Raw genomic sequence first — 13891 nt, 5'->3', positions numbered from 1 at the left:
TTTCAAGTACGCGCTGCCCCCACCCACGAGCAGTGATGGAGCCGCCCGACATCGAGCGGTTGGACGAGCGGACGATCCAGCGGATCGCGGCGGGCGAGGTCGTCGAGCGGCCGGCCAGCGTCGTGAAGGAACTGGTCGAGAACAGCCTCGACGCGGGCGCGAGCCGGGTCGCCGTCTCGGTCGAGGCGGGCGGCACCGAGGGGATCCGCGTCCGCGACGACGGCGTCGGGATCCCGGAAGACCAGCTCGAGGCCGCGGTCGCCGAACACGCCACCTCGAAGATCGCCGACATCGACGATCTCGAGGCCGGCGTCGGGACGCTCGGGTTCCGCGGCGAGGCGTTATACACCGTCGGCGCGGTCTCGCGGCTCACGGTCCGGTCGCGCCCGTCCGACGCCGAGGCGGGCGCGGAGATAACGGTCGAGGGCGGCGACGTCGGCGCGGTGCGCCCCGCGGGGTGTCCGACGGGGACGACCGTCGAGGTCGAGGACCTCTTCTACAACACGCCCGCCCGCAAGAAGTTCCTCAAGCGGGTGACCACCGAGTTCGACCACGTCAACACGGTCGTCACGGGGTACGCGCTCGCGAACCCCGAGGTGGCCGTCTCGCTCGAACACGACGGCCGCGAGACGTTCGCGACCGAGGGGAACGGCGACCTCCGGTCGGCGGTGCTGGCGGTGTACGGCCGGGAGGTCGCGGAGTCGATGGTCGCGGTCGACTGGGAACCCGACCCGTCGGCGGCGGGCGGAGACAACCCCGTGAAACGCGTCAGCGGTCTCGTCTCGCACCCGGAGACGACCCGGTCGGCCCGCGACTACCTCGCGACGTACGTCAACGACCGGTACGTCACGGCCGGCGCGCTCCGCGAGGCGGTGCTGGAGGCGTACGGCGGCCAGCTCGCGCCCGACCGGTACCCCTTCGCGGTGCTCTTCGTCGAGGTCCCGCCCGACGAGGTGGACGTGAACGTCCACCCGCGGAAGCTCGAGGTTCGATTCGACCGCGAGGCCGGCGTGAGGGCCGCGGTCGAGTCGGCCGTCGAGGCGGCGCTTCTCGACCACGGCCTGATCCGATCGACCGCGCCGCGCGGACGCTCCGCCCCCGACGAGGTCGACGTCGTCCCCGAGAGCGCGGACGGCGAGGTCGTCGGGGGCACGGGCGTTGGGGACGGGCGCAGCGGATGCGAATCGGACGAACCAGAAGTGAACGAAGCCGATCCGAGCGGGGACGGAAGCGCCGATCCCGAACCCGCGGGGGTCGATCCGGATCCCGCGTCGGCGACGGAGCTCGACCCGGACGACGAGGACGCCTGGTCGGTGGAGGGTCTCGCGGGAGAATCGGAGGGCGGCGCGACCGCGGACCGCGACGCCGACTCGGATCGAGCCTCGGGCGGCGGCGGGGACGCGGGTCGTCCGGCGCCCGACCGCCCCTCCCCGCGGAGCTGGCAGGCGGACGACGCCGAAGCGGGAGCCGGGACCGCCGGAGACGACCCCATCGACGCGGCCGACGGATCGCTCGCGGACGTCTCCGGTCCCGCCGACCGCGACGCGGAGACCGACTCCGACTTCGCCATCGATGCGGACTCCGAACCCGTCGCCGACGCTCCCGACCTCGCGTCCGACGTCGACGCGGAACCCGCCGACGCCGGTGCCGATCCGACGCCCCGACGCGCCGCGACGAGCCAGCGGACCCTCGACGGCGCGGAGACGGGCGCCGAGCGCGCGTACGACTCGCTGCCGCCGCTCCGCGTGCTCGGCCAGCTCCACGACACCTACGTCGTCGCCGAGGCCCCCGACGGCTTGGTGTTGATCGACCAGCACGCGGCCGACGAGCGGGTGAACTACGAGCGGCTCAAACGGGAGTTCGCGGAGGGCCCCCCCGCTCAGGCGCTCGCGGAACCCGTGACGATCGAGTTGACGGCGCGGGAGGCGGCGCTGTTCGGCGACTTCCTGGGGGAGCTGTCGGGGATCGGCTTCCGCGCCGAGCGCGCGGGCGAACGCGAGGTCGTCGTCGAGGCGGTTCCCGCGGTCTTCGACGCCGCCCTCGATCCCGAACTCCTCCGGGACGTGCTCGCGGAGTTCGTCGCGGACGCGGCCCGGACCGCCGAATCGGCCGACGGGGACGCCTCGGCCGCGGGCGGGTCGGGACGGAACTCGGTGGCGGACGCGGTGGACGAGCTGCTCGCCGACCTCGCGTGTTACCCCTCCGTGACGGGGAACACGTCGCTCACGGAGGGGAGGGTCGTCGACCTCCTCGACCGGCTCGACGCGTGTGAGAACCCCTACGCCTGTCCGCACGGCCGCCCGGTGGTGATCCGGCTCGACCGCGGGGAGCTGGAATCCCGGTTCGAGCGCGACTATCCGGGCCACGCGGGGCGCCGCACGGAGTGAGCCGCCGGCCCGCCGCCGTCGCCGGCGGCCGGGGCCGCGCGGCGCGCCGGCGGGGCCGTAGCTCCCGGAGAGGCACGCTTTTGGTGTGCCGGTCGCACCCCGACGTATGCAACGCGTAGCGATCATCGGCGCGTCGATGACCCGGTTCGGGCAGCGTGACGCGTGGGTCCGGGAGCTCCTCGCGGAGGCGGGCCAGGCGGCGCTCGCGGACGCCGGCGTCGCCGGCGACGACCTCGATCACCTGTACGTCTCGAACATGGCCAGCGGCGAGTTCGAGGGACAGACCGGCGTCCCGAACGCGCTCGCCCACGACCTCGCGGCCCAGCCGGCATACACCGCCCGGATCGACCAGACCTCCTCCTCGGGCGGCGCGGGCGTCTACGCCGCCTGGCAGTCGGTCGCCTCCGGGGCGTCGGACCTCACCATGCTCGTCGGCGGCGAGAAGATGACCCACCGAAGCACCGCGGAGGCGACCGACGTGATCGCCTCGCTCACCCATCCCGTCGAGTACAAACACGGCGTCACGCTCCCCTCGTTCGCGGGACTCACCGCGCGGCTCTACCTCGACACCTACGACGCCCCCCGCGAGAGCCTCGGGAAGGTCGCCGTGAAGAACCACCGAAACGGGGTCGACAACCCCCACGCGCAGTTCCGCAAGGAGGTCGACCTCGAGACGGTCCTCGACTCGCCGGTCGTCGCCGACCCCCTCCGGCTGTACGACTTCTGTCCGATCACCGACGGCTCCGCGGCGCTCGTCTTCTGTCCCGAATCGGTCGCCGCGGAGTACGTCCCCGAGGACGAGTACGCCGTGATCAGCGGGATCGGCGGCGCGACCGACACCCACGTCGTCCACGAGCGCGCGGACCCGACCACGATGGGCGGCGTCGTCGACTCCTCGGCGACCGCCTACGAGATGGCCGGGATCGGGCCGGACGACGTCGACGTCGCGGAGCTCCACGACATGTTCACCATCCTCGAGTTCCTCCAGTCTGAGGACCTCGGCTTCTTCGAGAAGGGCGAGGGGTGGAGGGCGGTCGAGGCGGGCGTCACCGACCGCGACGGCGACCTCCCGATCAACACCTCCGGCGGGCTCAAATCGAAGGGGCACCCGCTCGGCGCGAGCGGCGTCGCGCAGGTGTACGAGATAGTCAAACAGGTCACCGGCGACGCGGGCCCGCGGCAGGTCGACGCCGACACCGGCCTCGCGTGTAACGTCGGCGGGTTCGGGAACTGCGTGACCACCGCGATCCTGGAGGGAAGCCAATGAGCGAGAACGACACGACGACGGAAGCGAACACGGCGGAATCGGACGACGGACGCGACGGGAACGACGGAAACGACGCGGAGCCGGCCTTCGAGGCGGCGGCGTACGCCGACGGGACGGTCACCTACCCGCCGCACCCGGTCGGACCGAACGGCGCGGAGCGGGTCGGGAGCGTGGACCTCCGCGACCGCGAGGCGCGCGTCGTGACGTGGACCACCTCGACGGCGACGCCGCCCGGCGTCCGCGAGCCGAACACGCTCGCCATCGTCGAGTTCGAGCTGGACGAGGGCGACGGCCCGCCGGTTCGCGCGCTCGGACAGGTCGCGGCCGACCCCGACGACCCCGACGGCGGGACGTACGACGTCGCGATCGGCGACCGCGTCGAGCCCGTCTACGCCGACGAGCTCCGCGAGCCCGGCGCGGGCATCCGCGAGCCGGAGAGCCAGTCGTGGGACGGGTTCCGGTTCCGGCCGGTGGAGTAGCGACCGAGTCGGCGGCGCGGCTGCGGCGACGAGGTCCGGCCGGTCACCGGAGCGTGTGGACGCCGAGCGTCGAGGTCACGATCCCGCCGAGTACGACCGGCGTCCAGTAGGTTCCGCCGCGGAACACGAGCACGGCGGCCGTGATCGCGGAGGCGTCGATCCCGGTGATCGGCACGAGCAGCGCCACGTAGGCGGCCTCGATCCCGCCGAGGCCGCCGGGCATGGGCGTCGCGCCGGCGAGGTTCGCGAGCGGGATGGCGAAGAGCACCACGTGCGGCGGGATCGCGTGGCCCACCGCGGCGAACGCCGCCGTCAACGCGACCGCCTGCGCGAGCCAGCCCAGAAGCGACAGCGCGACGACGACGGACAGCCGCCAGCGGTCCGTCCCGACGCGCTCGATGTCGTCGAAGAAGCGGGTCAACCGCCCGGTGAGGTCGGTCTCCAGCGCCGCGGCGTCGTACCGCCCCCGACCGAGCCGGCCGATCCACGGGCTGACGAGCGCCGGGAGCCGGGCGGTGAGCGTCTCGCGGTACCGCCAGACGACCGCGATCGCGAGCACGACGCCGCCGACCAGCGCCACGGCCGAGGCGACCGCGGTCCCGAGGCGGTCGCCGACGGCGGCGGTGGTGGCGTAGTAGCCGACGCCGACGAAGACGAGCGAGAGCGAGGGGACGACGTTGAGGACGTCGACGCTCGCGATGCCGGCGAGGCCGGTCTCGTACCGGCAGTCGGAGACCTTCGAGATGAGCAGCGCGGCGACGGGCTCGCCGCCGGCCTGTCCGAACGGGGTCACGTTGTTTGCGAAGACGGCCCCGACGTAGACGAGCACCGACGTGTGGACGGGGACGGAGACGTCGAGCGAGCCGAGCACGGTCCGGAGCATCAGCCCCCAGGCGACCAGCCAGCAGAGCGCGAACGCCACGGTCGCCGCCACGAACCGTGGATCGGCCGCCGACAGGATGTCGAGGACCTCCCCCGCGCCGACGAGGAAGAACAGCACCGCGAGGACGCCGACCGCCGCGAGCGACCCGAGGAGCAACGCGCGGCGGTTCCCGTCGGGCATGCCCGACCCTATCGCGGTAGCGAACTTGAAACGTCTGATCGGTCCCGGCGGCGGCCCGGATCAATAAGAATACAACGGTCGATCCGAAACGTACCCGCAACCGATGGAAGACCAGCGTTTCCTCGAATCGGAGTGGGACTACTGTCTGGTGCTCGACGCCTGCCGATACGACGTGTTCCGGGACGTCTACGACGACTACCTCGAGGGCGACCTGGAGAAGCGCTGGAGCGTCGGCTCCTCGACGCCCGAGTGGGCCTACCGAACCTTCACCGGCGACCACGACATCGCGTACTTCTCCGGGAACCCCTTCATCAACGACCTGGGGATCCCGCTGAACGAGCTCAAGTGGGGCGCGAGCTGTGACTACGAGTGGACCGCCTCCGACCACATCAGCGACATCCACGACGTCTGGAAGACCGGCTGGGACGACGACCTCGGCACCGTCCCGCCGGAGGGGCTCGCGGAGGCGTTTTACGACAACCAGGGAGCCGTCGAGGCCGCCGACCGCACCGTCCTCCACTACATGCAGCCGCACGCGCCGTACCTCTCGCGCGGCACGGGCCAGAAGCTCAAACAGATCCAGAAGGGGATCAAACGTCAGGAGGAGGCGGAAGCCAACGGGGACGGCGACGACGGGAGCGACGGCCTCCTCTCCTCGCTCAGCGACTCCATCCGGCCGAAGATCGAGAGCCGGCTGGACGACAGCGAGTTCGCCCAGAAGGCCGGGCTGTGGCTGGAGCTCGATCCGGCCGACCTCGTGACGGACGGCACGCGCGTGACCGCGCTCCGACTCTACGAGGAGAACCTGCGGATCGCCTTGGAGTCCGTCGCCGACCTGGTCGAGGAGCTCGACGGGACGGTCGTCGTCACCGCCGACCACGGCGAGGCGTTCGGCGAGGAGGGCGTCTGGGAGCACCACATCGAGACGCACATCCCGCCGCTGATGGAGGTGCCGTGGCTCGAGGTGGAGTGACGGCCGAACGATGAAGGTCTGTCATTACTTCGAGTTCGAGTCGCGGATCACGGGCGGGATCCGCGAGTCGGTGGCCCACCAGCGGAAGATGCTCGATCGGCTCGGGATCGAGTACACGACGGAGCCGACGCTCGAGGCCGACGTGTTCCACTGTAACCTGCTCGGCCCCCGATCGGCGTGGTACGCGCGACGCGCGGCCCGCCGGGGCGTGCCGGTCGTCGCGAACACCCACGTCACCGCCGAGGACTTCGGCGACAGCTTCCGGTTCACGAACGCGCTCGCGAGACCCCTCCGACCGTACCTCGAGTGGGCCTACGGGCTCGCCGACGCGCTCGTCTGCCCCTCCGAGTACAACCGGGGGGTGATCGAGTCGTACGTCGACGTCCCCACGACCGTGATCTCTAACGGCGTCGACCGCGAGAAGCTCGCGGGCTTCGAGGGCTTGGAGGCGACCTACCGGGAGCGGTACGACCTCGAGGAGCCGGTCGTCTTCCTCGTCGGCCACGTGATCAAACGCAAGGGTCTCGAGACGTTCGTCGAGGCGGCCCGCCGGCTGCCCGACGTCGACTTCGCGTGGTTCGGCCCGCTCGATCTCTCCCTGAAGGGGCGCGAGACGACGACGCTGATCGAGGAATCCCCGGATAACTGTACGTTCACCGGATACGTCGACGATATCCGGGGAGCCTACGCCGCCGGCGACGTGTTCTGTTTCCCGACCCACGAGGAGAACGAGGGGATCGCCCTCCTCGAGGCGATGACGGCCGGGAAGCCGGTCGTCGTCCGCGACATCGAGCCCTTCGAGTGGCTCGAGGACGGCCGGGAGTGTGTGAAGACCGCGGCGGACGCCGGCGTCGACGCCTTCGTCGAGGCGATAGAGCGGCTCGCGGATCCGGCCCTCCGCGAGCGGCTCGGCGCGAACGCGGCCGACCGGAGCGAGGAGTTCGCGCTCGAGACGGTCGCGGGGCGCTATCGGTCGCTGTACGAGGAGGTGGTCTGAGTGCGGATCGGCTTCTTCACCGACAGCTACTTCCCCGGAATCGACGGCGTCACCTACACCATCGACCTCTGGCGCGAGGAGCTCGAGGCGCGCGGCCACGAGGTGTCCGTGATCTACCCGGACGGCGACTACGAGCCCGGCCGCAGGGAGTTCCCGGTCCGGTCGCTCCCGAACCCGTTCTACGAGGGCTACCGGATCCCGACGTACCGCCGCCTCTCGGCGCTGCCGGAGCTCGACGTGGTCCACTGTCACGGCCCCGCGCCGGTCGGAATGCTCGGCCGGTACTACGCCCGGAACCGCGACCTCCCGTCGGTGTACACCCACCACACGCCGCTCGAGGAGTACTTCCACCAGAGCGTCGGGTCCGAGGCGGTCGCGTCGGCGCTCTCGCGGCTGTACGTCCCCCTCGAGAACGCGTTCCTCCGGACGTTCGACGTCGTGACCGCCTCGACGGAACGGATCGACCGCGACGTCGAACACGTCCCGCTGCCGGTCGGCATCGACATGGACTTCTTCGAGCCGACCGCGGCGGACTGGTACCCCGACGATACCGTGATCGGGTACAGCGGCCGGCTGAGCATGGAGAAGAACGTCGAGGAGATCCTCCGTGCCGCCGAGGCGCTCCCGGAGCACCGGTTCGTCGTCGTCGGCGAGGGCCCGCGCCGCGAGGCGCTCGAGCGCGACGCGCCGGGGAACGTGACGATCCGCGACTTCCTGCCGCGTGATGACCTGCCGACCTTCTACTCCTCCGTCGACGCGTTCGTCACGGCCTCCACCGGCGACACGCTCGGACTCTCGACGCTCGAGGCGAACGCCTGCGGCACCCCCGTCGCCGCCGCCGACGTCCCCCCGTTCGACCGAACGATCGGCCCCGAGAACGGCGAACGGTTCGCTCGCGGCGACCTCCGGGCGATGGTCGAGGCCATCGAGACGTGCCTCTCGACGGAGCGCGACACGCGCGCGGCCGTCGAGCGGTTCGACGTCGACCGCACGCTGGAGAACCTCGAACACCTCTACCGCAACGCGCGGACGCCGGACGACTCCCCCGCGGCCGTCGAGGAGGGGTGGCCCCTCCCCGAGGACCCCGTCGAGTGACCCCGTAACGCCGGCCGCGACCCCCGATCAGATCCGGCGGAAGTCGCCGAGCCGCGTCCCGTCGAGGAGGTACGCGTCGCCGGCTGCGAGCCCGTCCGGGAGGAACGGCGCGAGGAACGACCCGCCCTCGACGTTGATCCACGTGCCGCCGGAGCGCTCGTTGAACGCCGGGAACACGACGAGTTCGGGCCCTGAACCGGCGGGCTCCCCGTCGCCATCCGTGCCCCCCTCGCCGTCGAGGACCGATGGTCTCAGCGGGCCGCGAAGCCACGCGCGCTCCGTCCGCGACCCGCCGACGGCGTCCTCGAGTCTGACCTGCGGGTGTTCGTGGCCCATACAGACCACCGCCGCGGACCGGAGCGACGGGTCGGGCCGGGTGTGACCGTGGAGGACGGCGACGCCGGCCGCGGCCGGGTTCGACCCGTCACGGTCCGTCAGGAGGCCGCCGCGGGGATCGATCACGCCGACGTCGTCGCCGGCGAACGCCGCCGCGACGCCGGCGTCGTGGTTCCCCTCGACCAGCGTCAGCGGCACGCGATCGGTGACCGCCCCCACGAGCGCCTCGAGCTCCTCGCGCTCGTCGCCCTCGGGCGCGCCGACGCGGTGGGCGAGGTCGCCGAGGACGACGAGCCGGTCGACGCCGGTCTCGTCGATCAGCGAGCACAGCCGGTCGCGCCGCTCGTCGGCGCGGCTCTCGAGTTCCACCCCGCGCTCGTAGCGGAGGCCGACCTCGATGCCGGCGTGGACGTCCGCGACGAGCAGCGCGCGCTCCCCACCGAGGTCGGCGACGGCGGCCGGCTCGCCGACGACCGGCTCGACCGCGGCCATCAGATCGCCTTCAGCAACCCGTCGCCCGGCTCGTAACACTTCCCGCCCATCAGCGCGTCCTGGACGGCGTCCTCGACGTCGTCGGGGTCGACGCCGTACTCGGACGCGACCGCCTCGACGACCGCCTCGCGGTCCGCGCCGTCGCCGTCGTCGAGCGCCTCCATCTCCGCGACCGCCGCGGCCTCGAGGTCGACGTCGGCGGGATCGGCCTCGGACGTGTCGGTCTCGGATACGTCCTCGGTCGCGTCGCCGACGCTCGCCGGCTCGGCCGCGGACGCTTCGCTTCCGGCTCCGTCCGCCGCGTCACCGGTCGCGACGTCCTCTGACGTCTCCTCGGGACCGGGCACGTCGATGTCGGCCTCTCCCGGCTCGTCGACCTCCGAGCCGGTCGAGAAGTCCGTGCCGAACTCGGATTCGATCTCCTCGCGCTCCTCGTCGTCGAGCTCGTACATCTCGTCGGTCCCGCCGTCGTCGACGTCGTCGAGACCGGGTTCGTCGTCGTCCGCGGAGCCGACGGGAGCGGCGGGGGCGTCCGTGTCGCCGGCGTCATCGATGGCGTCGGCCTCGTCGAGACCCCCGGAGCCGTCGAAATCGCCGAGACCGTCGGGACCGTCCGCGGCGTCGACGTCCTCCGGTCCGTCGTCGAGCGTCGCGGTCGGGGCGGACTCGCCCGATCGAGACTCCTCCGAGGCGAACTCCTCCGCAGCGTCGAGGGTCGACTCATCAGTCGCTTCCGTCGGTTCGTCGGTCGGATCCGCCGCCTCGTCGGTCGTTTTCGTCGGTTCGTCGATCGGTGCCGTCGATTCTGCCGATCCCGTCGCCCCCTCCGACCCGGTCGGATCGGCCGTCGTCGCCGCGTCCGCTCCGGCCGTTGCCGCCTCGATCCGCACGTCGGTGTCCGGCAGGGAACCGATCGTCGCGTCGCCGCCGGCGTCGGGCGCGACGTCGGGTCCGCGGACCTCGTCGCGCTCGCCCGCGATCATCTCGAGCGCGTCGACGGCCATCCGCCGGACCGCCTCGACGTACGCGGGCGAGGTGTCGTAGTGGGCGAGCGCCTTGGGGATCCCCGCCGCGAGCGACGCGGCGGCGCCGCCGGCCTCGAGCGCGCTCCGGAGCTCCTCGCCCCGGAGGTCGGACGCGAGCGCCCGCTCGAGGACCGCGAGCCGGTCGAGCGTCGCCTCGGCCGCGGAGACGACCCACCGGTCGCGGACCCCGGCGTCGACCTCGCTGAGGCTCTCGGGACGGACGGAGGTGAACACCCGGTCGGAGTCCTCCGGCTCGAACGTCCGGGCCTTCCCGGTCAGCGCGACGAACGCGGGCGTCTCCGCACGCTCGAGGAACGCCTGCTCGTCCGGCTGGTACTGCCCGGCGTACGTCACGAACGCGCCGGAGGGATCGACCACCCGGCCGCGGCTCGTCTGGTCGTTGACGCGCTCGACCTCGGTGAGCACGCCCGCGACGAACAGCCGGTTGACCCGCGCGCCCGTCGGCGTCACGACGTAGTTCGGCGCCCGCTCCTCGTCGCTCTCGGAGTACGACAGCGAGGCGTCGTCGAACTCCGCCGCGAACACCCGGTGGGCGACCTCGCGGGTCCCCGGTCCGTCGTCGCTCATGCGCGCACCTCCGCGAGCGCCGCGCGGGCCGCGTCGGCCGGGTCGTCGTCGGCCGTCTCGAACGCGGTCGCGTCGAGCGTCGCGCCGTACTCGTCGACGGAGAGGCTCCCGCGGACGCGGTAGGCCCCGCCCACGAGCGTCTCGGCGATCGACTCCGCGACCACGTCCTTGTCCATCGCCTCGGTCGCGGCCGCGAGCGCGTCCTCGAGGCCGCCGCCGTACACCGCCGCCGTGAGTTCGTCGTCGAGCACGACGGTGACGGTCTCGGTGCCGTCGTCGAGGATCGCCTTCACGCGGAGGTCGTCCTCGCCGTCGACCTCGCCGTGGCTCCGACACTGGCCGTTCTGTATCACCCGGCCGCACTCCGGACAGCGCTCGATGAGCCCCGAGCCGTCGCGCACCTCGAGGACGTTCCCGACGACCTGGACGTCGAACATGCCGCCGGAGGCGACCGCCTCCGCGACCGACAGCCGCGGCGCGCTCTCGGTGACCTCGACGGGGTCGGGGAGGGGGGTCACCGTCGTGAACTCGGTGAGGTTGATCGAGGGGACGCCGCGGAACTCGCGGGCGTACACGTCCTCGATCCGGAGGCTCGCGCCCGCCTCCAGCTCCGGACGCGGGTCCCAGTCGGTGAAGGGAAGTCTCGCGGTCGCGTCGCCGACGACGCCCTCGCGGATCTCCGTCTCGCCGTCCCGGCCCGAGATCGTCTTCTCCTCGACCTCCAGGACCCGGACCGCCACGTTGCGGCCGCGGTCACCGGCCGCGATCTCGACGAGGTCGCGGTCGCCGCCGACCTCCCGATCGACCTCGACCGGTTCGTCGGCGATGGCGACCGTCGTCGACTCGTTGAGGTTGAGCTCGGGCTCGCCGTCCCACTCCCGTACGCCTGCGTTGCCGATCGTCAGCGAGTCGCCCGGCTCGAAGCCGAAGTCCTGCCAGGCGGTGTAGGCGATCGTCCCCGTTCCGTCGGCGAGTTCTCCCTCGCGGATCGTGAGGTCGTCGCCCTGATACCGGATCGTGCGGGTGCCCCGCGTGAGCACCCGGACCGTGACCGTGACGTTGCCGTGGTCGGTCGTGATCTCGGCGAGGTCGACGGACTCGGGGGTCGGGCTCGACCCGCCGCCACCGCCGCCGTGTTTCCGCCGGACGCTCTGTTTGGCCTCGTCGATCGGGACGCTGTACTCGAGTAGGTTCTCCAGGTCCGCTTTGACCTCCGCCTTGTCGACGCCGAGGTCGGAGGCGAGCTCCTCGGCATGGCTGTTGACGTCCATCGCCCGCGAGTTCGGCGCGACCGCACAAAAGGGTTCACCACGGGCGTGAGTCCCTCGTTTCGACCGGGGCGGTCGGGCGGCACAGTTAACCCGTCCCCGTCCACAGGAGGGCACATGGCCGACATCGAGACGAGCGAGGTCGGGATCGACACGCGCGTCACGGCGGAACGAACCGTCATCGACGTGACCGGGACGCGGGACGTCGCGGTCGTCGTCCGCTCGGCCGGCGGCGAGCGGATCTACCTCCCGCCGGAGAGCTTCGACGACCCGGTCTCGGAGTCGTCGTACGGCTCCCCGTACACCTCGCCGTATCAGGACGCGAGGGCCCGCGAGGACGACGACGGGACCCCCTACCGCGGGGCCGTCGAGAGCACCCGCGGCGTGATCGAGACGGCGGACGGCTTCCGGATCCGGCACCCGGAGCCGGTGACCGAGTTCGACGTGTATCGGGCGGAGTAGACGGCGTCAGCGGTCGGCGGTCGGGATACCGCCTACGCGACGTCCTCGTACACCGCGAGCGTGTCCTCGGCGACCGCCGACCAGTCGCGGCGCTCGTACGCCGGCGGCGACTCCCGGTCGAGCGCGGCGGCGAGCCCGTCGACGATCGACTCCGAGTCCGGCGTCACCTCGATCAGACACCCCTCCGGCAGGATCTCGGCCGCGCCACAGCGCGTCGAGACGACCTGGGTGCCCGCCTCCAGCGCCTCGGTGATCGTGATCCCGAACGGCTCGGAGAAGGACGGGGAGACGAACGCGTCGCTCGCGGCGTAGTAGTCGCCCAGCTCCGCCTCGGGAACGTAGCCCACGAACTCGACCTTCTCTCCTATCCCCACGAGCTCCACGAACCGCTTCAGCTGCTCGGTCTGGTGGCCCGAGCCGCCGACGACGAGCGTGACGTCGCGGCCGCGGAGCTTCTTCATCGCGTACAGCAGGTGGGAGATCCCCTTCTGGTCCGTGTGTCGCCCGACGAAGAAGAGCATCTCGCCGTCGATCCCCAGGTCCTCGCGGACGTCCTTGCCGGAGAACGTCGGCGTCGAGAAGCCGTTGTAGACGACGCGCGAGTCGGCGCCGTACAGCTCTCGGATGTCCTCGCGGACGATCTCGCTCACGGCGATGTTGACGTCCGCGGCGTTCGCGAGCCGACGCTCGGTCTCGACCTCGCGGGTGGGCGGGTCGATGTTGCGGTCGCTGGCCAGCGAGTGGAACGAGGAGACCCACGTCGCGTCGGAGGCCCGCGACGCCTCTCGCCCCGGCCCGTAGCCGAACCAGTCGTGGGTGTGGATCACGTCGTAGTCGGGCGCGAGCTCGACGAAGCGGTCGCTGAGGCGCCCCACGCGGGTCGCCACGTCGCCCTCGCCGGTCTCGACGCCCTCCAGCCCCGGCTCGTCGTCGGGCGCCAACTCGGCGGGCAACACCAGCTTCGCGTCCACGTCGAACTCGTCGCGCAGCCCGGAGAACAGCTCCCCGACGTGGACGTCCAACCCGCCGGTGACGTTCGGCGGATACCCCCAACCTAACATGAGCACGCTCGGCGGCATACGCCTACGAACGGGGAGTCGCCACTTAGCTATGGTCCCTCACGGTCGCGGATCGCCGGGCGAAAAACGGGAGTCGGCTCCGGCCCCGCCTACGCGGCCGACACGGCGTCGCGAAGCGCGGCCGTCCGGTCCGTGATCGACGTCGCCGCCGCCTCGACGGCGTCGAGCGGGTCGCCGGACTCGGATTTCACCGTGAGGACGGGCTCGGTCTGGCCGCCGGACTGTTCGGGGTTCATGTCGTAGGTCGCGGCGGCGACCTCGTCGGCCTCCAGCAGCGCGCCCTTCAACACGTTCATGAACGTGTGGTCCTCGCCGGCGATCTCGATGCGGAGTTCCGTGTCGGTCTTCTCGATGACCCGCAGTTCCATACCCACGATTCG

General features: G+C 71.8%; 13 protein-coding genes. 7 read left to right on the top strand and 6 right to left on the bottom strand.

Features of this window, described 5'->3' with window-relative positions:
- Positions 1-35: 35 nt before the first annotated feature.
- The 3 genes from mutL to DJ70_RS09805 all read left to right on the top strand — a co-directional run bounded on the left by mutL (position 36) and on the right by DJ70_RS09805 (position 4133).
- Complete coding sequence (gene mutL, locus DJ70_RS09815) at positions 36-2387, top strand: DNA mismatch repair endonuclease MutL (RefSeq protein ID WP_094532436.1); 2352 nt, start codon at positions 36-38, stop codon at positions 2385-2387.
- Positions 2388-2493: 106 nt separating this feature from the next.
- Positions 2494-3654 (top strand): thiolase family protein, encoded by a 1161-nt coding sequence (locus tag DJ70_RS09810; protein ID WP_094532433.1) that lies wholly within the window; start codon positions 2494-2496, stop codon positions 3652-3654.
- The gene (locus DJ70_RS09805) at positions 3651-4133 is read left to right on the top strand and encodes a Zn-ribbon domain-containing OB-fold protein (RefSeq protein ID WP_094532430.1); all 483 of its coding nucleotides are present in this window, start codon (positions 3651-3653) and stop codon (positions 4131-4133) included. Before DJ70_RS09810 ends, DJ70_RS09805 begins: the two co-directional genes overlap by 4 nt.
- A gap of 43 nt (positions 4134-4176) precedes the next feature.
- Here the strand turns inward: DJ70_RS09805 and DJ70_RS09800 are convergent, their stop codons facing one another.
- Positions 4177-5196 carry a lysylphosphatidylglycerol synthase transmembrane domain-containing protein gene (locus DJ70_RS09800; RefSeq protein WP_094532427.1) on the bottom strand — a complete coding sequence of 340 codons (1020 nt, stop codon included), beginning with the start codon at positions 5194-5196 and terminating at the stop codon, positions 4177-4179.
- 103 nt (positions 5197-5299) lie between these two features.
- On the opposite strand from DJ70_RS09800, the gene DJ70_RS09795 reads away from it, so the two are divergent.
- The 3 genes from DJ70_RS09795 to DJ70_RS09785 are packed head-to-tail and all read left to right on the top strand — an operon-like array spanning position 5300 to position 8261.
- The gene (locus DJ70_RS09795; RefSeq protein WP_094532424.1) at positions 5300-6169 is read left to right on the top strand and encodes a hypothetical protein; all 870 of its coding nucleotides are present in this window, start codon (positions 5300-5302) and stop codon (positions 6167-6169) included.
- Positions 6170-6179: 10 nt separating this feature from the next.
- A complete protein-coding gene (locus DJ70_RS09790) occupies positions 6180-7166 on the top strand; it encodes a glycosyltransferase family 4 protein (protein ID WP_094532421.1) in 987 nt (328 codons plus the stop codon).
- The gene (locus DJ70_RS09785; protein ID WP_094532418.1) at positions 7167-8261 is read left to right on the top strand and encodes a glycosyltransferase; all 1095 of its coding nucleotides are present in this window, start codon (positions 7167-7169) and stop codon (positions 8259-8261) included.
- 27 nt (positions 8262-8288) lie between these two features.
- Here DJ70_RS09785 and DJ70_RS09780 read toward each other — a convergent pair whose 3' ends face one another.
- Genes DJ70_RS09780 through DJ70_RS09770 form a run of 3 tightly spaced genes read right to left on the bottom strand, consistent with a single transcriptional unit; the run spans position 8289 to position 11973 of the window.
- Positions 8289-9089: a metallophosphoesterase gene (locus DJ70_RS09780; protein WP_094532415.1), complete on the bottom strand. Its 801-nt coding sequence runs from the start codon at positions 9087-9089 to the stop codon at positions 8289-8291.
- Positions 9089-10702 (bottom strand): hypothetical protein, encoded by a 1614-nt coding sequence (locus tag DJ70_RS09775; protein WP_094532412.1) that lies wholly within the window; start codon positions 10700-10702, stop codon positions 9089-9091. The genes DJ70_RS09780 and DJ70_RS09775 overlap by 1 nt, the downstream gene beginning before the upstream one ends.
- Positions 10699-11973: a Single-stranded DNA binding protein gene (locus DJ70_RS09770; RefSeq protein ID WP_094532410.1), complete on the bottom strand. Its 1275-nt coding sequence runs from the start codon at positions 11971-11973 to the stop codon at positions 10699-10701. Before DJ70_RS09770 ends, DJ70_RS09775 begins: the two co-directional genes overlap by 4 nt.
- A gap of 114 nt (positions 11974-12087) precedes the next feature.
- Here DJ70_RS09770 and DJ70_RS09765 point away from each other — a divergent pair, with 114 nt between their 5' ends.
- Positions 12088-12432, top strand: coding sequence for a DUF7510 family protein (locus DJ70_RS09765; RefSeq protein ID WP_094532407.1), 345 nt, complete (start codon positions 12088-12090; stop codon positions 12430-12432).
- A gap of 32 nt (positions 12433-12464) precedes the next feature.
- On the opposite strand, the gene DJ70_RS09760 is transcribed toward DJ70_RS09765, so the two are convergent.
- Positions 12465-13493 (bottom strand): glycosyltransferase family 4 protein, encoded by a 1029-nt coding sequence (locus tag DJ70_RS09760; RefSeq protein WP_094532478.1) that lies wholly within the window; start codon positions 13491-13493, stop codon positions 12465-12467.
- Between the two features lie 107 nt (positions 13494-13600).
- The gene (locus DJ70_RS09755; RefSeq protein WP_094532404.1) at positions 13601-13879 is read right to left on the bottom strand and encodes a DNA-directed RNA polymerase subunit L; all 279 of its coding nucleotides are present in this window, start codon (positions 13877-13879) and stop codon (positions 13601-13603) included.
- Between the last annotated feature and the right edge of the window lie 12 nt (positions 13880-13891).

Source organism: Halorubrum halodurans (genome assembly GCF_002252985.1).
GTDB lineage: Archaea > Halobacteriota > Halobacteria > Halobacteriales > Haloferacaceae > Halorubrum > Halorubrum halodurans.
This window is presented reverse-complemented; position numbering and strand designations above follow the sequence as displayed.